General features: G+C 33.9%; 10 protein-coding genes. 7 read left to right on the top strand and 3 right to left on the bottom strand.

Features of this window, described 5'->3' with window-relative positions; genetic code table 11:
• The first annotated feature begins 140 nt into the window (after positions 1-140).
• The 4 genes from GEMHA0001_RS09115 (at position 141) to GEMHA0001_RS04345 (ending at position 7,272) form a co-directional block, all read left to right on the top strand.
• On the top strand, positions 141-746 hold the full coding sequence (locus tag GEMHA0001_RS09115) for a MucBP domain-containing protein (RefSeq protein ID WP_003144465.1): 606 nt from the start codon (positions 141-143) through the stop codon (positions 744-746).
• Positions 747-1,003: 257 nt separating this feature from the next.
• A complete protein-coding gene (locus GEMHA0001_RS04355) occupies positions 1,004-2,587 on the top strand; it encodes a glycosyltransferase family 52 (RefSeq protein ID WP_003144486.1) in 1,584 nt (527 codons plus the stop codon).
• A 3-nt stretch (positions 2,588-2,590) separates the two neighbouring features.
• The gene (locus GEMHA0001_RS04350) at positions 2,591-3,835 is read left to right on the top strand and encodes a glycosyltransferase (RefSeq protein WP_003144508.1); all 1,245 of its coding nucleotides are present in this window, start codon (positions 2,591-2,593) and stop codon (positions 3,833-3,835) included.
• A 257-nt stretch (positions 3,836-4,092) separates the two neighbouring features.
• A complete protein-coding gene (locus GEMHA0001_RS04345; RefSeq protein ID WP_003144630.1) occupies positions 4,093-7,272 on the top strand; it encodes an SIALI-17 repeat-containing surface protein in 3,180 nt (1,059 codons plus the stop codon).
• A 466-nt stretch (positions 7,273-7,738) separates the two neighbouring features.
• Here GEMHA0001_RS04345 and GEMHA0001_RS04340 read toward each other — a convergent pair whose 3' ends face one another.
• On the bottom strand, positions 7,739-8,572 hold the full coding sequence (locus GEMHA0001_RS04340; RefSeq protein WP_003144565.1) for a YwqG family protein: 834 nt from the start codon (positions 8,570-8,572) through the stop codon (positions 7,739-7,741).
• 961 nt (positions 8,573-9,533) lie between these two features.
• On the opposite strand from GEMHA0001_RS04340, the gene GEMHA0001_RS04335 reads away from it, so the two are divergent.
• On the top strand, positions 9,534-17,150 hold the full coding sequence (locus GEMHA0001_RS04335; protein WP_081450722.1) for a YSIRK-type signal peptide-containing protein: 7,617 nt from the start codon (positions 9,534-9,536) through the stop codon (positions 17,148-17,150).
• Positions 17,151-17,456: 306 nt separating this feature from the next.
• Here GEMHA0001_RS04335 and GEMHA0001_RS04330 read toward each other — a convergent pair whose 3' ends face one another.
• Positions 17,457-17,981: a sigma-70 RNA polymerase sigma factor region 4 domain-containing protein gene (locus GEMHA0001_RS04330; RefSeq protein WP_003144497.1), complete on the bottom strand. Its 525-nt coding sequence runs from the start codon at positions 17,979-17,981 to the stop codon at positions 17,457-17,459.
• Between the two features lie 226 nt (positions 17,982-18,207).
• Entirely contained in the window at positions 18,208-18,639 is a 432-nt protein-coding gene (locus GEMHA0001_RS04325; RefSeq protein ID WP_003144570.1) for a sigma-70 RNA polymerase sigma factor region 4 domain-containing protein, read from the bottom strand.
• A 506-nt stretch (positions 18,640-19,145) separates the two neighbouring features.
• Between GEMHA0001_RS04325 and GEMHA0001_RS04320 the strand changes: the two genes are divergently transcribed.
• Positions 19,146-20,474 (top strand): glycosyltransferase, encoded by a 1,329-nt coding sequence (locus GEMHA0001_RS04320; protein WP_003144502.1) that lies wholly within the window; start codon positions 19,146-19,148, stop codon positions 20,472-20,474.
• A gap of 122 nt (positions 20,475-20,596) precedes the next feature.
• The gene (locus GEMHA0001_RS04315) at positions 20,597-21,475 is read left to right on the top strand and encodes a glycosyltransferase family 52 (protein WP_003144471.1); all 879 of its coding nucleotides are present in this window, start codon (positions 20,597-20,599) and stop codon (positions 21,473-21,475) included.
• Positions 21,476-21,579 lie beyond the last annotated feature (104 nt).

Raw genomic sequence — 21,579 nt, 5'->3', positions numbered from 1 at the left:
TACTCCAGTTGATAAAGATGGAAACCCACTTAAACCAGTAGATCCAACAAGATCCAACAAAAGGATATGTAGTACCAAACATCCCAACAGATCCAAGTGAAGATACAGTAATTAACTACGTAGCAAACAAAGCAAACTTAGTGGTTAAGTATGTAGATGAAAATGGAAAAGACTTAATTCCTGCAGAAACAACAGAAGGAAAAGAAGGAGATGAGTACACTACAAGTGGAAAAGTGATTCCAGGTTATGTGCTTGTTCGTGTAGATGGAGAAGCTAAAGGTAAGATTGGAAAAGATGGTTCAACAGTAACATACGTTTACAAACCATTAGGATCATGGGTAACAAACATCCCAGGACAACCAACAAGCCAAATTAAATATCCAAACGACCCAACAGATCCAACAAAACCAGGAAGTGAAAGACCGGTATTACCATACGTACCAGGATATACTCCAGTTGATGGAAATGGAAATCCACTTAAACCAGTTGATCCACAAGACCCAACTAAAGGATATATCATACCAGATATCCCTACAAACCCAGGTCAAGATACAGTAATCAACTATGTGGCAAATCCAAAACCACAACCAAAACAAGATCAAAAACCAGTTCAACCAAAAGCAAATGCTCAAGTTAAGAGATTAGCTAACACAGGTGCAACTGAAACTAATACTGGATTAGCAGGATTAGGACTTGCGGCACTTGGTGGAATGCTTGCAGCGGTAAGACGTCGTAAAGAAAAATAAGATTAACATATAAGATCATAAAGACAAACTAGTTAATAATAAATGGCTAAAAAGCACCCTTGATAATTTTCAAGGGTGCTTTTGTCAAGTGTTAGTATAAGTTTTAAAAAATTGGAATTAAAATGCATATAAAAGCATTAAATAGTAAATTTGACTAGAATTTTTCCACGTGATAAAATATTTATAATTATGAAAGGAAAAAGCTTTTTGGCGTAGTTTTAGCGTCTAATAGAGTGCTTAATAGAGAGGTATAGTGTATGAATATTGTTTTTTGCACCTCACCATTTCAAGTCTTAGTAGCGCAAGAGTTGGCTAAGATTACAGGTGAGAAGTTTTTTGGAATATATTTGAAAATGTCTAATGATAATAGGCAGAAAATATACGCTAAGAAAATGAAGGAGTTTTGTGAAGATACCCTATTTATTGATAATAAAGAGTGGACTAGCGAACTTAGGGAAAAATTAGTGAATACTAAAATTGATAAGTTCTATCTAGCGAGTTTAGATAATCCGGTGGCTCACATGATCTTTAATCCTAATTTTATGAGATTATATACGTTTGATGATGGCAGTACCTCGATTATTACACCAAATATGTATACTCGCTGTACAGATAGGGTAGTCGGACCAAATGAAATAACTCTGGAGAAGGTTATAAACTTATCTCAAGGTCACTATACAATATTTGACACTAACACCGTATTCTCAACTGAAAAATTAATAAAAATACCTTTCGATACTAAACCAAATAATTTCGCTAGAGCAACTAACGGAAAAAGAGTGAAGGTCTTTATAGGACAAGCGCTTGGTAATTATATAGATGAAAAAGATATAAAAATTACAGAAAAACTGACGCAGAAAGCTTTGGAAAGACTGGGAGACGTATTATACTATGCTCATCCTCGTGTTTCGGTTAATGTAGAAAATGTGGAAACAGTTCAAGTTGATAAATGTTTCGAAGAAGAAATTTATGATTTATTGTCAAACTATGAGAACGTAGAAGTCTATGGTTTTTATTCTACTTCTCTTTTTCTTGTGAAAGATATTCCTGGTGTGAGTGTTCATTGTTTCAGAACATTTTTAACAACCAATGAGGTAGAAATTCTAAGAAATTACGGTATTGAATCGATGGATTTATCTTTATCGGATGCGGAAGTAGATATTATTATGCCAGTTTATAATTGTGAGAAAACTGTAGCTAATGCTATTGAGTCGGTATTAAATCAAACTCATAAAAATTTCCAATTGATTATTGTTGATGACGGATCTCTTGATGGGACTGAAGAAGTATGTAGAAAATATTTAAATGATGAGAGAGTGGTTTATCACAAAGTTCTTCATGGTGGTATATCGAGAGCTCTTAATATAGGGATTTCGTTAGCCACTGCCAAGTATATCGCAAGACAGGAGTCCGATGATGAATGGATGCCATGGCATTTAGATTTTCTTCTTAATGAATTAGAGTTGAACGACAAGTTAGATATTATCGGTTCTAAAGTGGATACTGATAAAGATAAGTTACAAGGTGGAATTAAAAGAGGTAATTTCAATAATCTATCAGGTGAGGAATTATGGTTTCAGTTAGCCTATAAAAATATGTTTAATCATTCTACTGTAATTTATAGGAAATCTGCAGTTATAGAAGCTGGTGGGTATGATCCTGAGTATGATGGTTTTGAAGATTGGCATCTATGGGCGCGTATGGTAACGAAAGATAATGCGATGCTGGTGAATACAGTGACTGCCTATTATGGGTTACCTGAAGAAGATAATAGGGGTATAATTTTTAGAAGTAGGCTTGCGAAGAGTCGCGGTTTAAGATTAGAGGATGTATTGGAGTAGAAAATGGTTAAAGTATTTACGATAAAAGAGGGGGTTCCTCGTAATATTTATGGATTCGAAAGTAGTCAACTTGCACGTCAAAATATTTTCGAAAAAATAGGTGTTGAACAAAAAATGATTTTGACAAATCTAGATAATTTTGTTCCAAATTTTGTAGAAACTCTTGAAAGTCTGGGTTTTAAAAATTTTTATCATGTAATTTTTGAAAAGTCAGATATAGCTAGGGATAAACCTTGTGTCAAAAAAGATTTCCTAGGAAATTTAGAAGAGGCTTCTGAAGTTGAATATACTAAAGAAGGTTATGTTGGATTAGTTCACTATAATGATGGTACTGTTGAATGTTATACTTCACAACTATTATATAAATATATACCTAACGAAAGTAAATTTATTCTTTATGACAAAGATGGAGTAGTATTAGAAGGTGATGTTTCTGAAAATTATCATAAGTATCATATAAAAGAAACAGATGAAACCCTAACGCAGTGGCAATTGGTAAGTGAATATCTTGCGGAAAATTCAACTGTTAATGATAGATTTATTATAGATATGGTTAACGAATATCCTCTGCAACTACGAAAGTTTTTCCAAAATACCGGAAGAAAACTTTTTGCTTATACCCACTACAATATTCTTGCTCCATTTATGAGATTTGTTTTGCAAACTTGGTGCACTAATGTTGTTGCAAGTCCTGTTTTAGAAGAAAGATTGGGAAGGGATAAGGTAAGTTTCCTGCCACCTATTTATGTAGAAGAAGTTAAAAGAGAAGTATATACAACTGTAAAAGATTGGTGTATAGTTGGTAATATGACTGTTATAAAAAAATGTGAGGTTGCGATAGAGGCATTTAGATGTACACCTGATAGTACACTTACAATCTACGGTAATTTACCTGATGGATATACCAAGGATAACTTACCCGATAATGTTAAATTTGCAGGATTTGTAAAAAAAGTACCGTATGAAAATCATGAAGGTTATTTATCTTGTTCTTTAAGTGAATGTTTTGCTAATTCTGCGGTAGAAGCATCTTCAAAAGGATTAGTCTGCTTGCTTTCTAATGTAGACTTAGCTCACAGATATTATGCAGGTGTTTGTGATAATACCCAACTATTTAATTCGTTTGAAGAATTAACAGAGAAGTTGAAGGTGTTTCAGGAAAGTGGAGAATATTTATCTTCGACATTCTCGAAAATGTATGAAAAAAATAAAGTTATAAAAATTTATAGGGAAGTTTTGAGGTTTTAAGAAACAAAATTTTCATTAATTTGAAATTAAGTGAAAATATATTAAGTTAATATCTCCTGAGTGAAAGCTTAGGGAGATATTTTTTTTATAAAGTGCGAATTAATGTTGCCGAATATTTGATAAAAACTATTTAATGTGTTAAAATCGAGAACGTGATATATAGCTGTTTAGAAATTATTTAGATATTAAATTTAGTGATTTCTTATAGTAAGAAAGATATAATAAAGAGAAGTAATAAAATAATAGAGAGGGAAATAATGTTTAAAAATATTAAAAAAGAGAAATTTTCTCTAAGAAAGTATAAAAATGGTAGAACAGATTCGAAATTAATTGGAGCAATAACAATTTTAGGTTTAGCAATGTTAGTTGGTGGTGGAACTGCATCTGCTAATGTAAGTTCAGATGGGAAAAATGAAACAACAATTGTAAGTAAATTTGAAAAAGTTTCATCAACTGCTAAGACGACTTTTACAGATGATCAAAATCCTGCGAAAAAAGTGACTGTTGATGTGGTGGCTGATATACGATATAATCAACCGACTAAAGCTAATCAAAACACAGGAGATGCGGATGGTACAGATTCTGTAAAATTCAAATCTAAGGCAACGGTTAATTATCTATTAGAAGATGATAATTCAAAACTACAAGATTCAAAAAAAGTAGCTGGAGAAGAAGGAACTGTAGTGACACCTTATGATAAGAAAGGTATTGCGTACGATACAGATGGGAAAGATTATCGTGGATCAACTGTAGAAAAAACAGGTACTGCTATCGATGAAGATACAGGAAAAGAAGCGATAATTCAAGCTAACAATAAAGAATACAAATGGATTCGCTCAGAAGTAGTAGCTGCTAATAAAGCGACTTATGAAAAAACTAAATTTAATGATGTAGAAGCACCGGTTTCTCCGGAAGGGATGCACAACAATCTAGGAGAAATAAACTACGGAAAAATTACAGGGAAGGTATATTTAGTTGAAGAAACTTCAGATGGACATTATGGAAAATTCGTAGAAGCTAGCGGGGTATCTAGTGATGAAGATGCAGTTGCGAAATGGAAAAATGGGCAAGGGGCAGCTAAAGATTTCACGAAAGAAAATGTGACTCTTAAAGAAGGGGATACGGTTCTTGTCATGGATCGTGATACATATGCTCATGGAAGTGGTACGAGAACTGTTAATACAGTAAAGTATAGACGAGAAAAAATTGCTGCGACACCAGAGTATAATAAAACTGAACCGTATGTCAGAGAAGAAGGGATTCAGGGGTATCCATCTTATGCTTTTTGGGATCAACCCTTAACTGGAGTGTATTCAACGATAGGAGAGGATAAAATCTTCGGTACAGCGGACGATGGTAAAGTTACGTTTAATAACGAAACTACTTTATTCTATTCTAATAGTTTGAAAGGTTTTCCTCCTGGAATAACTAGTTCTAAAGTTCATAACTTTAAAAAAGAATCTTTAAGAGAAATTTTAGAGGTTATGCATTCTGAAGTATATGGTATATTAGAATACTTCAATCAAAATGCAAAAAGTGATGAAGAAAAACAAGATTTAAAAACGAGAAAAGCTAAGGTTGATGAGAATATCGCTAGTGCAATAGAGATGATTAAACAAAATAATATTGATATAGCGATAGAATCAGACCGTGGAATTATGTTTTTCCAACAAAATAAAGAGGCCCTTAAAAATTTAAGAAAGCATATTGAAGAAGGTCAAAATGTATTAAACAATTTATCTGTTGCTGTGGACTCTACTCAAAGAATTGTTAATCAATATGATAATCATAAAGATGTGACAGAAACAAAGAAAAATTATTTGAAATTTGGGTTTGATAGAGGTATACAAAAAGGTTATATACTATCTTATCACAAAGATGTAGAACCGGAACATTATGGCAATTGGGAAAAAGTTAATCCTGAAGTAGAAACAAGAGAAGATTCTGTATATGTGAATAAAGGTATTGTGACAATTTCTGACGACTTAAGTAATATTAATGTTGTTAATGAAAATTCAACTACAAATGAGACGGAATTAACTAAGAAAGATATAAAAACTAAAGAAGAAACAAATTACAAAGTTAAAGAAATAATTACTCCGATTCGTGCTTATAAAGTGATGGGAGAAGGAGAAACAGTTGTAAATCATTATTATAGATTATCTACAAAATTATCTGATTCACCGGTGAAAATTGAAAATACAAAAGTAGGATCTGTTAGTGTGAACTATGAATCTGAATCAGGAGAAGTGTTGAAATCATCTGAAGTGATTGCTAAAGATGTAGCTTATGTAAAAGTGAAAACATACGATGTTCTTTCAGGTTCTACAAAAGTAGGGGAAGAGAAAATTACAGAAAACTTAGAACCTACTTATGATGCTACTGCGAAAAGATATAAAACAATTTTAGGTGATAAAACAGGATTTACTTATGAGTACTTAGGATTAAAAGAAGGTTCTGCATCTGAAGAAGGAATAATCAATAAAGAAAAAACACAGGTTACCTATGTTTATCGCTTAGTAACTAAAGAAGATACGAAGCCTACGGAAAAAGAAGTGGCGGGTTCTGTAGTTGTTAAGTATGTTGATGCAGAAGGAAATGAAATAAAACCAGCGGAAACGTTAGTAAAAGATGCTGTTTTAAAAACAACTTACACATATACTACAAAATCAGGTGATAAAGTAGTATCAACTCGAGAAGAAGTTAAAGAGTGGTCTACACAAGATTACAATGCTAAAGAAAAATTAGTAGAAAAAATAACGACTACAGATGGAAAAGTATATAAATACCATGGAGTTTATCCAGTTTCAGCTAAATTTAACAATGTAACTGCAGAAACAGGGAAAATAGTAGAAGGAACGACGACAGTAGTCTATCAATATGATTACGATATTCCTGTAAAACCAACTTGGCAAGTGCCATCAGATGCACCGAAAAATGAAGTGCCAGAATATGAGGATGGAGTGTCTTCTGAAGAGCCTCCGGTATTAGAAGTACCAGAATATGAAGGAGGAGCATCATCGATAAATCCCCCTGTATTGGGAATACCAAAATACGAAGGAGGGGTGGTATCGACAGAACCACCTGTACTGTACATTCCTGAATTTGAAGGAGGGGTATCATCTGAAAAACCACTAGTGTTAGAAATATCAGAATATAAAGGAGGAGTTCCGTCGGATAGACCAACTATAGTAGAAGTGCCTGAGTATAAGGGGTCACTTGTTGAACCTATACCGAATCCGAAAGAACAACTTCAAGATTTACCGACTGTAGAAGATCTTGAGGAACGTATAGTTACGTTAAGTAATGGAAATAGAAAAAAATCAGAAAGATTACCGAATACAGGTGAAGTTTCATCAGGTGTTACTACTCTAGGTTTCATGACAATGCTAGCCGCCCTAGTGATGAGTGTAAGAAAACGCCGAGAAGAAAAATAAGTTTAAATTATATTATGTAGTTTGAAAACACGAAAATAACTCAAAAATAAAATTCCGAAAGAGGTTTATTTTGCTTGTACATTAAATTCGGGATATGGAAAAAATTCCAATATCTAATTTTACAAAGAGTCTAAAATTTGAAGCGATAAGGTTTAAAATAATAAAGGTAAAAAATAGAGATTAATAAATAAGAGAATTACTATATAGTTATTTTGAGGCTGATAGTCAAGATTTTGGTTATCCAACTTGTCCATGTTGTGGTTTGGAGAATGTTATGGGTATCTAAAAAATTATAATCAAATATATACTCCCAAAAAAGGACAGAAAGTAAATTTTTACTCTCTGTCCTTTTGAATATTTCATTAAGTAAGGTAGTGTATTAAATAATAGAAAATATAAGCAACAAATTGTTGTCTAAGTCTCATTTCTTATTTTTCTCTGTGCTCCGAATTTGAGAGAGTCTTAATTAACAACAATCCCAGTTGAATAGTACATCTTCGAAGTCTAAGTTTGCTAATTTTTCTTTGTTTATAAAGAAGTTTGCAACTCCTGAATCGCCCCACATAATAAGATTGTCTTTTGTATTAGGATCCCATTCACTTTCTATTTGAAGTAACATTGTATTGTATGCTTCTTTATTCTCAGGGTCACGAGGATCCCATTGAACGAATGTTGGATAACCGCCGATAGCGTGTTTAACTCCCTCGAATGCTTTAAATAGTTTTTCATAAACCTCACTATCAAGGTCTTCGTATAAATCTTCTACTTGTTCCTCTGGGAATAACTCTCGGATAGCGTCTTTTGCGATATCTTCGAATAAGAAGTCCGTAGCTGTAATTGTTGAAGTTCCTTTGTTGAATGTTAATGCAAATGATGCATCCCTTTCTTGGAATGGAGAATATTCCTCGTCGTTGTCTTCACTAGGAAGATGATACTTACTTAGTACATCTCCGTTTGTTATGTTTTCATCTATATCTTTGATGTATTTTACAACATTAGTTCCTTTAGAAAATAATCCGAAAGAATCATCGCGTGAAATCCAGAATTGCAGTAATCCTTCTTTAGGATAAATATCATTTTCTGGAAGTTCAGTACAGTTGATTTGAGCTAGTAGTGCAAGTTGATTTCCTTCTGCATCTACCGGTACCTCAGTATCTTGTGCGATGTAAGGGACTCCCCCGAATTTACTAGTTTTAACATTAAGACCTCTATCTCCATTGATAGAAATGCTAATGTACTCTTTTGTGTTCTCGTTTTTTATTTTTTCTATTACCTTATTGATATCTTCGATTGTAATCATAAAACCCTCCGGTATACATGTTTGTAATTTAGTAGTCTTGTTTGAAAAACAGTTTAAGTTTATAAACTGTCAATACTTTATCGATTATTGTTGTTATAAATTTGTGGAAAGTTTTTTAAGTGATTAAACTAAAAGTGCTTGCTTTATTGTCGTTAATCTAATTTTTTTAATAAACTCTATTATACATTTGTCAAGATTTTAATGTATGTAGCTCCACGCCTTCATTCTAACATACGACTAGCACTAGGTCAATAGTAACAAGTTCATAGTAAGGGGGAAGAAGTTCATAGTATAAGGGGAAATTGTATAGAATGTATGGATTTGAGCTCATATGTAGAGTGATCTTTTAGAATAGTAAATATATTTAAGGTTTTTTAGAGTATATTTTAAGTAAAAAATTATTGATTTTCAAGTTATTTTAAATGTGTTTTAATTGAAAATGAAAATCATCATAAATCCTTACATATATGTAGTAGATGTTGTTTTTGTAGAATTTCTAAATATATATTGTTAACTGTAATTTCTAAGTAAATTTTTCTATTTTTTAAAAAATATAGAAAAAATTTTTTAAAATAATTGACTTGAATTTTAGAGTTTTATATAACGAGGCAGAGTTGGTTAGACAACTTTTATGGGGTATGGATAGGGTTTCGTTGGCGATAGAGAGTATTGAAAAATTAATAAAAAATACACTGATTTAAGAATTATTAGAACATGTTAACAAGGTTTTAAATAGACATAATATAATAAATTTTGGTAATATAGTAAATGAAATCAATAAAAATTTCAAAATCAGTAAAATGTATATACAAATTAGTAAAATTAAGAGTATATATTTAATTTGTATTTTGGGAAAGTATTGTGTATAGAAACTATTTAGAAAATATAAAAAATTCTGTTATATTTTTTGTGTTTTTCATTATAATTTCTACATAATATTGACCCTAGGTGAGAGTTATCACTGAAGAAGTTAAAAAGATATACCAAAGGAGGAAAAAATAATAAGTACTTAAAAACCACTAAAGAAGGTACAAAAGTAGAATCATATTCTATCAAAAAATTCAAAGTTGGTACAGCATCAGTAGTAATCGGTGCGAGTATTTTCTTAGGAGCTGGAGCAGTAGCTCAAGCATCTGAAGAAGTGTCAAACAACACAACTGAGGATAACGCAACAAATGCAGGTGTAAAAGAAGAAGCACCTAAAGCTGTAGAAAAAACAGCGAAAGTAGAAAACACTAAAGAAAGTGTTTCTGCAGCAGTAGCAGCAAAAGTAGGGGCAGAAACTCCTGAAACAAAAGCAGCTGATAAAACAGCTCTAAAAGCAAACATTGATAGCTTAGAGCAAAAATTAAAAGCAGCTAAAAATGCTGATGAAGCTGTATTAAAAACAGCTCGTGAAGAATTAGCGAAAGCAAAAGAAGTATTCGAAAAAGCTGATGCTACTCAAGACGAAGTTAATGCAAAAGTAACAACACTTAATGTATTAACTAAAGCAGTAGCAGAGTCAGAAGCAACTGCAGTAGCAGCGAAAGAAGAAGCTAAAAAAGACGAAGCTAAAGCGAAATCTGAAGAAAAACAAACAGCAGAAGTTAAAGAAGCTAAAAAAGAATTAACTCAAGTAACTTCAGAAGCAGAAGTAACAAACGTACTTGCTAAAGAAGCAATTCGTAAAAATGAAGTTAAATTAGAAGCAAAACCAGCTGTAGAAAAAGCTGTAGCTAAAAATGAAGAAGTTATCAAAGTAGCTAACGAATTACTTGGTAATGATGAAACAACAAAAGAACAAATCGCTAGAAGCCTAGAAGAACTTGGAAACTCTATTAAAGCAGTATACTCTGAGTTAGAAAATGCAGGTGTTCGCCGTGATGGTAAATACGGAGTAGCTCTTTCAGCTAATGAAGGGTATACAGCTGCTTCTAAAGAACTAAGAAAAGAAAATGGTGAATTTCTTGGTTCTACAGGTAAATCTTATCAAATTTTAGATGGAAATCAGAATTATAAAATTTATGTTCATGGATATCAATCTGAAAACACTGAGGTTCTTGCATCTAATAGTGGAAAAGCAGGGATAAGTGGTCGTACTGATATTCCTCTGTCAAAAACAGAAGCTCAGAAACTTGGACGCGAAGCAGAACTATGGAAAGGTAAAATTCGCCCTACAGGTCGTGCTAATGGGAATACAATATGGGGATCTGGAGGAGCGTATGAATACATAGCTACAGAAATCTATGGTTATACTTATGAACAAGGAAATCACTATGTATATATTACAGATGTGAAGAAAAGATTTAGTTTATCTGATGCAGCAAAAGCGGCAGGGTATAGTATTACAGATATAGTACTTACTAATATGGTTCCTGGTACTGTGTATAATGCAAACTCAGATACAGTAGAGGGATATGCGGCATCAACCCTTCAAAATGGTGTTTATGACATGCGTTACAAAGTTACTGTTACTAAACCAGATGGTTCTACTCAAGCAGTGGATTTTCGTAACTTAACAGCAGGTTGGGTTGGATGGCAAGATTCATCTGCACCACTTATTCAAGGGTCATCAAAACTAGTAACTATAGGCGATCAAGTTAGTCATGATATTAAATATGTTGATAATGATGGTATGACTAGAGATAATCGAGCAAACTATACTCGAAATGGTGAAAGGATAATAGCAGGGTCAGCAACAGCTGCGGCAAATGACCGACAAGCATCATTCACTGCAGTAGATGGAACTGTACTTACTACAGAATATAATCGAGAAACTCGAAATGCCCCACAAACAGTCACAGCTCATACTGCTTTAAATGGTAATTATACGGGAAGTAAAACTCCAATAAATGATGTTGTACCAGGATTAAATTATGATCCTAAGACAGGGTTGATTACTGGAACAGCAAGTGAAGCTGGGATTTTCACAACAGCTGTTTATGCGAAAGACTACAATAATACAACCAATGCAACAAATATGGATTGGAATATGTATGGTCAAGAAGCTCATGAAAATATTACAATTGCAGTAGCACCTAAGATAACTGTTAAGAATGTTGAAGCTTACGCAACAAATGTACCTGTGACAATTTCAAAAGGAGCTAACAAAGCTGAAATTACAATGCCAGATGGAACAGTTACAAAACTTGTAGTTAAAGATGGAAACTGGACAGTAGCTGCAGGTACTACTAATACAGCGGTACAAGAAGGTGCGGTATTAGCAGCAGCATCTGCAACAGGTGATTCAACTGTTAACTTAACTGTAACACCGGAATCTACTAAATATGTAGGTGTGGATAATATTGTAGCGAAAGCAACAACTGATAAGGTTAAAGCGAATATTCAACGTGAATTTGCTATGGTAACTGATGCAGCAAATAATACTCATAAAGCGGTATTTAACAGTGCAACAGGTAAATATACGTTACCTCTTGAAAAAGCTTACGAATTAAAAGATAATAATAACGGTACATCAACTCTTATTGAACGTCGTGTTTATACAGATGCTCAAGCAAATGGTGATGTTAAATTCATTGTTTATGAATTTGAACGTACATGGAGTGCAACATCTTCAGCGGCAACACTAGTAGATAAAATTGCTGAAATCCGTAAAAAAGGTGAGGTAACTGCAGTAGGAGCCGTTACACGTACAGAGACACTAGTTAAAAAAGATCACACATCTTCAGAACAAGGAATGGTAGTTACAGTAAGTTACGATTCATTAACAAACCAATGGACATCTTCTGACGGTTCAGCAGTAACAGCTAAAAAATCAAATGCTGGTTGGGAAATTGAGACAGAATCAGGATTCAAAGGATATGTAGCATACCGTGAAGCAATTTCGACAGACGTAGCATCAATTCAAAATGCTAAACCAACAGGGACTTCAACAAGTTATTCAGAAGCAAAAGATACATCAGTAGACTTAGTTAAATCAACTAAGGCAAACGTAGCATTCGCAGATACAATCGATGATAAAACATCAGCAACAGATTCTGATACTATCAAAACAAAAGTAACAGTAACTGCACCAGATGGAACAGTAACTAATTTTGATGGAGCTCAAGCTGAAGAAACTGCTTATATCACAGCACAACGTACAGCTGCAGAAAAAACAAAAGCGGCAGCAACAGCGATAAAAGAACAACAAGATACACAAAATGAATTAGCTCGTCTTCAAGAACTATTAGATCGTGCTTCAAGAATAGAAGGTGACGCGCAAAAAGCATTGGATAATTTAAAACTACGTTCGATCTCGACAACAGCTCAAGAATTAGCAGAGAGAAAACTTGCGCAAGTTAAAGAGTTTAAAACATCTGTAGAAGCGCAATTAGCAACAGCTAAAGCAAATCTTGCAACAAAAGATACTGAAGTAGAGTCAACACGTGCTGCAGCTTTAGAAGCTGAAAAAGCAGTAGAAACTGCACGTACAGCTCTGAAAACAGCTGCAGAAGCAAACCTAGCTAAAGCTAACGCTTATGTATTATCTCAAAAAGGACGTTACAAAGTAACAGCAAGCGCAGTAGACTCAAACGGTGTTGTAACAACTCCAACAGTAGATGGAACAGATGCTGGTGAAGTTACAGAAGACGCAGTAGCAGAAACAACTTACTACATTGTAGTAACAGAACCAGAAAAATCATCAGGAGCTCAAGGTCAAAAACAAACTGACTCAATGGCAGACAATTTCAATGATGGAAAAGAAGGAACTACAGTATCAAATTACAAACTAGTAGATCCAAAAACAGGAGCAAAAGTTGCCTCATTAACAACTGCAGAAGGAACATACACTGTAGATTCAAATACAGGTGAAGTAACGTTCACTCCAGTAGAAGGATTTGTAGGAACTGCAAATCCGGTAACAGTAGCGGCTGATGTAACATTTAATGATGAGTCAGGAAATCCAGTGACAGTAGCGGTAGAAAATGCATATACACCAACTGTATATGGAATTGCACCATCTGCAGATGAAACTACAGGAAAACAAGGACAACCACAAACATCTAAATCAGGAAAAGATCGTTTCTCTGAATTAAATAATACAGATAATACATTAGATGGAACAAACGTAGACTGGACAACAGCTGCATACTCGTTAGAAGGAGCTAATGCTGAAGGTAAAGTGATAGTTGATGGAGAAGGAACATACTCAATCGATCCAGCAACAGGTGTAGTAACATTTGAACCACTTCCAACATTTACAGGAAAAGCTAAAGGTGTTAATGTACAAGTATCAGTAACAGCAACTGATTCAGAAGGAAACAAAGTTCCAGTTACTTCAAAAGGTAAATATACTCCAGAAGTAACAGCAGTAACACCGACAGGAACACCAGTTACACCTGAAGGTAAACAAGGTCAAGAACAAGCAGGAAAACCAACATTTACACAAGGTGATGAAACAGCTCCAATCACAATTACACCAGAGCAACCAGCTAAATTCGTGGTAAATGGACAACCAGTAGATTCAACAGAAATTCCAGCAACAAAAGATGGAAAAGAAATTGGTAAGTATACAATCGATCCAACAACTGGATTAGTTACATTCAAACCAAATAAAGACTTCACAGGAACACCAGATCCAGCAACAGTAGAAGTAAAAGATAAGAATGGAACACCAGCTACAGCAACATATACACCAACAGTAACGCCAGTTACACCAACAGCTGAACCAAAAGAAACAACTGGAAAACAAGGACAACCTCAAACTCAAGAAACTGAGTCAATGTTCAAAAAAGGTGACGAAGTAGCGCCAATCGACAAATCTACAGTTAAACTAGTAGATCCAAGTGGTAACGAAGTAACAACAATGCCAGCGCTTAAAGATGGAAAAGAAGTTGGAACATACACAATTGATCCAACAACAGGAGTAATCACATTCCAACCAAACAAAGACTTCACAGGAACACCAGATCCAGCGAAAGTTGTAGCTAAAGATACTAACGGAACAAAAGTAGAAACTACTTACACACCAACAGTAACGCCAGTTACACCAACGGCTGAGCCAGCTAAAACAACAGACATCCAAGGTAAAACACAAGAAGGAACACCAACGTTCACTCAGGGTGATGAAACAGCGCCAATCACAATTACACCAGAGCAACCAGCTCAATTCGTAGTAGATGGAAAACCTGTTACAGATACAACAATTCCAGCAACAAAAGATGGAAAACAAATTGGAACATACACAATTGATCCAACAACAGGGAAAGTAACATTCACACCAAATAAAGACTTCGTAGGAACACCAGATCCAGCGACAGTACAAGTTAAAGATAAGAATGGAACACCAACATCAGCGACTTACACACCAACAGTTACACCGGTAACACCAACAGCTGAGCCAGCTGAAACAACAGATATCCAAGGTAAAGAACAAACAGGAAAACCTGAATTCAAACCAGGAAACCCAGAAGTACCAATGGATGATGAAGTGCCAGCAACATTCGAAGATGGTTCAAAAGAAAAAGTAATTCCAGGAGAAGGAACATACACAGTAGCACCAGACGGAACTGTAACGTTCACTCCAGAGAAAACATTCACAGGAAAAGGAACAGGAGTAACAGTTAAACGTGTAGATAAGAACGGAACACCAGTAACGGCTAAATACACACCAACAGTTACACCAGTAACACCAGAAGGAACACCTGCAGAAACAACAGATATCCAAGGAAAAGAACAAACTGGAAAACCAACATTCAAACCAGGTAACCCAGAAGTACCAATGGATGATGAAGTACCAGCAACATTCGAAGATGGATCAACAACTAAGACAATTCCAGGAGAAGGAACTTACAAAGTAAATCCAGATGGAACTGTAACATTCACACCTGAGAAAACATTCACAGGAAAAGGAACAGGAGTAACAGTTAAACGTGTAGATAAGAACGGAACACCAGTAACGGCTAAATACACACCGACAGTTACACCGGTAACACCAGAAGGAACACCTGCAGAATCAACAGGAATCCAAGGTGCAAAACAAGAGGGAACACCAACATTCAAACCAGGAAACCCTAATGTACCAATCGATGAAACAGTAGCGCCAACATTTGAAGATGGAACAACTGAGAAGAAAGTACCAGGAGAAGGAACTTACACAATCGATAAAGACGGTAAAGTAACATTCACTCCAGAACCACAATTCACAGGTACAGCTAAAGGAGTAACAGTTAAACGTGTAGATAAGAACGGAACACCAGTAACGGCTAAATACACACCGACAGTTACACCAGTAACACCAGAAGGAACACCTGCGAAATCTGAAGGACCTAAAGGACAACCACAAACAGGAACACCAGAATTCAAACCAGGAAATCCTAATGTGCCAATCGATGAAACAGTACCACCAACATTCGAAGACGGAACAACTACAAAAGTAGTACCAGGAGAAGGAACTTACACAATCGATAAAGACGGTAAAGTAACATTCACTCCAGAACCACAATTCACAGGTACAGCTAAAGGAGTAACAGTTAAACGTGTAGATAAGAACGGAACACCAGTTACAGCTACATATACTCCAACAGTACGTCCAGATACTAAATTCGTAGTTGTAGGTAAAGATGGAAAAGAAACTGAATTAATTCCATCTAAAGATGGAAAAACACCATCTGAAGTAATCCCAGGATACAAAGTTGTTAAAACTGAAGTAGACGCAAAAGGAAATACAAAACACATCTATGAAAAAGTTACAACAACTTATAAAGATAAAGATGGAAATGTAATTCCAGGAACAACTACTGAAGAAGGAACAAATCCGAAGAAAGATATTCCAGGATACCGTTTCGTAGAGACTAAGAAACTTCCAAATGGAGATACAGAACACGTATACGAAAAAGTTAAAACTTCATTCAAGGATAAAGAAGGAAACGAAATTCCAAACTACCCAACAGAAGACGGAGACCAACCGAAGAAAGATATTCCAGGATACCGTTTCGTAGAGACTAAGAAACTTCCAAATGGAGACGTAGAACACGTATACGAAAAAGTTAAAACTTCATTCAAGGATAAAGAAGGAAACGAAATTCCAAACTATCCAACAGAAGATGGAGACCAACCGAAGAAAGATATTCCAGGATACCGCTTCGTAGAGACTAAGAAACTTCCAAACGGAGACGTAGAACACGTATACGAAAAAGTTAAAACTTCATTCAAGGATAAAGAAGGAAACGAAATTCCAAACTATCCAACAGAAGACGGAGATCAACCGAAGAAAGATATTCCAGGATACCGCTTCGTAGAGACTAAGAAACTTCCAAATGGAGATATCGAGCACGTATACGAAAAAGTTACAACTCCAGTAGAAAAATCTACAACATGGGTTGATGAAAACGGAAATCCATTAAAACCAACTGAAAACGGAAATCTAGAAGCTGGTAAGATCCCAGGATACGAGTTCGTAAGAACAGTTGTTGATAAAGATGGAAATGTACGTCACATCTTCAGAAAAGTAACTGTAGCTAAGCCGAAACCTCAACCAAAACGTTTAGCAAATACAGGTACAACTGAAACTAATACTGGATTAGCAGGATTAGGAATGGCAATCCTAGGAGGATTACTTGCTGGAAGACGTCGTAAAAACGATAAAAACTAATTTGAAATTTGTAAAGAATATACTCTTATGATATATAAAGACACCCTTGATAATTTTCAAGGGTGTCTTTTTTATGCTTTATTGACGAGACTAAATTACTTTAGAGGATCTCTTTCTATTCCTAAAAATGATTTTATAAAAATACTACCTGATTTCCATATAAAAAGTGACACTTGATAGTTCTTGAAATCGCCTATTTTCTATCGGTAAATAAAAAAACTGACGAGATTAAGTCAGTTTAGTATTTTGTCTGATAGGAGTTATATATGTTAGATATTCACATAGAGAGTGGCTAATAATAATATTCTATTTAGTTAATAAAAATTCCTCACAAACTCCCTTTATACGTTTGTGGATTCTATATGCCGTGGCTAATGAGATATTCATTGCTTTTGCGGTTTGTTTTATGTTCAAAGTTTTTATAAATTCGCAGAAAAATTTTAATTCTTGCTCCTCTAGAGTATCTTTTAAATATTCGAACAATTGGATATATACTAGTGAATAATTATCATCTGTAGCATCTAATTTATTATTGTCGAAAATATCCAAAGGGACACTCTTGTCTTTATTTCTATAGCGGATTTCATCGATTAGTTTTCTTTTAATGGTAGTGAAAGCAAATCGGTCGAAGTCTTTTTCTTCAATTTTCCCTTCATTTAGGATTAAGAAACTAACCAATAAACCTTCAAGTCCGTAACTGTAAAATTCATGATGAAGTCTCTTAGGTATATTAACCTTATAAAGCGCCATAGAAATTAAGTCCTTTTTAACTTCAAGCAATTCGTAAAAAGATTCTATCTCCCTATCGTTTAAATATAGTGTTCTTTTCATTATAAATAACCTCCTGAGTGCCACTCTCTATATAAATATCTTCTCTATAAAGACAATTATGAAAAGAAATCTATATTGAAATAGAAGTAACGTAGGAAATATTTATATTGTAAAATATAAATGAATTTACCCCCTTACGAAAAAAGTCCCCTTCACTATATATAGTGTGTTTTTTTGCTATTTGTAACAAAAATTATGTAAAAGTTCACACAATGTTCACATTGTACTAATTTTTTATGATAATATTATCCTTATATTTTTCAAGTAATATAGCAAGCTTCTTAAATAGTTTATCTCGATGTCGACAGATAGTCATAGGATTGCAGTGCCTTCTCTCTGCAATACTACGTATAGACTTTTCTTTTATAAATAAATCAACTAGAAGAAGCTGATCTTCTGTAGATAGAGTAGCTAGTGCATCATATAATGCCCTATAAATATCATTAGTAATTACTATCTCATCTGTTAAAGGAGAATTATCCCTAATTAGATTTTCCCCGTCACTATCTTCTGTATCGAATGCATATATGAAAAATAGATTATACTTCTTATCTTTTGCTTTCGCACGTCTAACCTTGTAGCTCATATAGCAAATAGCTGAATAGATTTTATCTGAAACCTCTACTTCCTGTTTGTTATTGATTTTGTACATTTTCATAATGTTGTTCTCCTTTGATATTAAATGAAGTAAGGGGGTTTTTAGGGGATAATGATTATAACAGATTTATAGAAAAAAAGTAAATAAATACATATTATGAATAAATTATTTTTAAAGATTACGTGTAAAATATAGTGCATTTAATCAAGAGATATAATTATTTAAATTTTTAAAAAATACTGGGGCATTTAAAAAGAAGAAATATTCCAGGATATCTCTTGGTTGAAGATAGGAAATATCCAAATGGAGATACAGAATATGGATATGAAAAAATAGCTACTAAAATATGGATAGATGAAAGAGGAAAGGTATGGGAAGAATATAACTTGGATTGTTGAGAGTATTAACTTGTTTTTAAATTAGGTGAATGGAGAAAAAATCCTTTCTTTAGTTTATACCCCTTCTATTGCGGACTATATGTATTTATGATAAAATTAATTGATTAAAATAGTATAAAAACAGCTGTGAGAATTACTGTTAAAAAGTTGTTAAGGAAAGGAAATGTTATGCCAAGAATAATAACTATGCATCCGGTTAGAGAAACTAGTAGATACGGTTTTGAAACGACTCAATTATATAGAGCGAAGGTAGCGAGAAACCTAAATGTAGACTATCTGCATTTAGCAAGTGCACCTCAAATTAGAGACAATTGGAAAAAAGATATTAAAAAACTAGGTTTTCTAGACAAGGAGATAATTTGTGTGCCTTTTAGTTATTCTGACATCGGTCATAAAGATCCTTCAATTCGTCCTGATGTTCTTGAATTAGAAGAAGGTGATGAGCTTGTTCTGACGGAAGATGGTTTTGTTAGTTCTGTTACTCTAGGAGACGGTTCAGGTAAATTTTATTTCACTGAAGCACCGTTTCTTTTTGAAGATTACAAGGCTGGAGAGGTGTTGCTGTACAATAGTGACGGTAGCGTAGCCTTAAAAATGAAATACATGGATCCATTTAAACAGCCGGTGCCAGTTCGCCTATTCTATCCTGGATATATTTTCCTTAAAGATGATGAAATTCTGGCAGAGGAGGATTTACTGGTGAAATATCTTGCGGTTAATGCTAAGCAAGATGATCTTCTTATTCGTGATCAGCATATCGTTCCAGCGCCGAACCTATGCCGTTTTATGGAAAATACTGAAAAAAACTATTACGAAGTTATTCATGAAAATGTCCTTCGTAACTTAGAACTTGCGAATCTTCGAGGGAAAACTAGTTACTTAGTCGCAGGTGAAAGACTTACTGAAGAACTTGCTAAACTTGATTATGATGTGAGATTTTTACCACCGATGGTTACGGAGAATTTTGCCGAGGTGAAAAATATTGGTCCAGTTACAGATTATTGCCTTGTAGGTAATATGCAAGAACTGAAAAATGTAGAACTTGTTATTAAAACTTTTATTCAGTTATATAACCTTGGTTCAAATACCAAAATCACATTTTACGGTGGGACAGAAGAGCGTCTTAGTGAGTTAAAAGCTAAGTATGAACTTACTCCTAATATCAAATTTGTAGGAATTGTGGATGAAGTACCTTATCAAAAACATAAATGTTATATTTCGGCGAGTTTTTCGGAACTTTTTGCGAATGCTTTTGTGGAAGCAGCAAGTCAAGGTCTATTAGGATTGTTATCTGATGTCGATTTTGCTCATAGATATTACGCTAGTCAGTCGGATTCAATAACATTATTTAGAAATCAAATCGAGCTAGTAGAAAAAATAATGCAGATGGAACAAGATGATTTCCATAAATCTAATGAGGGTAATATAACTCTTGCGAGAAAATATTCACTAGAAAATGTAAGTAAATACTATTTGGATTTAATGAATAAGAGATAAGCAGGCTAAGCAATATAATAAAAATAAGAAATAAGGGGTTGATTCGATATAAACGTTTCTTTGAAATCATGATTTTTGAGTAATTCCCTTTAAATTTAGATAAAAAGTGAAAGGAGAAAGACATGGAAAATCTAATAATCGCAACGACACCATTGCAAGCTAAGATAGCTAACTATATTCAAAACCTGTATTCAGAAGAAAGATTTTTTAAAGTATATATCACGCCTGTGATGAATGAAAGGCAAGAACATTATTCTCGTGATTTTGATTTAGTACTTCATGGTACTTATGAAATGACTTACGAACAAGCTCTTAATGAGTGTGCAAAAGAATACGATAAAATATTTTACGCTAGTTTCGATAATCAGTTGATACTGGATATAGTTGCTTCTTCAAAATATAAGCACCTTATGAGTTTTGATGATGGTTATGCTAATATCTATCCAAAAGGAATGTACGCACAACCTCTAAACAATATGCAAGTAGGGAAATATGGTTTAACTCGTGATGATTTAATCAACAATACAGAAAAACATTATACATTGTACGATAGTGATTTTCATGTTGTCTCAAAAGAGAAGTTGATGTGTTTAGAAAATTTCTTTAAGTTAGATATAGAACCAGTAAAAAATGGCAGAACGGCTAAAGTTCTTCTCGGGCAAAATTTTTCAGAAGAGGACGAGAGTATTTCGGTAAATTTTATTACGACTTATGCAAAAGCGCTGAGTGTAGATTATTATGTACCTCACCCAAAAGAGAAATTTAAAATCGACAATGTGGAATATCTGATTACACCTTTAATATTCGAAGATGCTCTAGTAGAGTTATTTAAAGAGTATGAATTTGTCGAAGTATATCATTTTACATCATCTGTAAGTTTACATCTCAAAAATATGAAGAACGTAGTTGTAAAAGGAATTGAAGTGCCTTTTTATAATGATAGACAAAAAGAACTACGCCGTCTTGGGTGTGATTTTATAACTGTAACACTAGGTTGGTAAAATTATATCTCAATATACTCGATAGTAGATTTGGAAAATCCGAAAAATAAAAAAAAAATTCAATAAAATAGTATGAAATATAAAAATCCGCTCGAAAGGGTGAA

Origin of the sequence: Gemella haemolysans ATCC 10379 (assembly GCF_000173915.1) — a bacterium.
In the GTDB taxonomy this organism is placed as follows: Bacteria; Bacillota; Bacilli; order Staphylococcales; family Gemellaceae; genus Gemella; species Gemella haemolysans.
This window is presented reverse-complemented; position numbering and strand designations above follow the sequence as displayed.

Excerpts from the sequence above, each read along its gene's own strand:
- GEMHA0001_RS04355 (WP_003144486.1), top strand. The coding sequence starts at position 1,004 with ATGAATATTGTTTTTTGCACCTCACCATTTCAAGTCTTAGTAGCGCAA.
- GEMHA0001_RS04350 (WP_003144508.1), top strand. The coding sequence starts at position 2,591 with ATGGTTAAAGTATTTACGATAAAAGAGGGGGTTCCTCGTAATATTTAT.
- GEMHA0001_RS04345 (WP_003144630.1), top strand. The coding sequence starts at position 4,093 with ATGTTTAAAAATATTAAAAAAGAGAAATTTTCTCTAAGAAAGTATAAA.
- GEMHA0001_RS04340 (WP_003144565.1), bottom strand. The coding sequence starts at position 8,572 with ATGATTACAATCGAAGATATCAATAAGGTAATAGAAAAAATAAAAAAC.
- GEMHA0001_RS04330 (WP_003144497.1), bottom strand. The coding sequence starts at position 17,981 with ATGAAAAGAACACTATATTTAAACGATAGGGAGATAGAATCTTTTTAC.
- GEMHA0001_RS04325 (WP_003144570.1), bottom strand. The coding sequence starts at position 18,639 with ATGAAAATGTACAAAATCAATAACAAACAGGAAGTAGAGGTTTCAGAT.
- GEMHA0001_RS04320 (WP_003144502.1), top strand. The coding sequence starts at position 19,146 with ATGCCAAGAATAATAACTATGCATCCGGTTAGAGAAACTAGTAGATAC.
- GEMHA0001_RS04315 (WP_003144471.1), top strand. The coding sequence starts at position 20,597 with ATGGAAAATCTAATAATCGCAACGACACCATTGCAAGCTAAGATAGCT.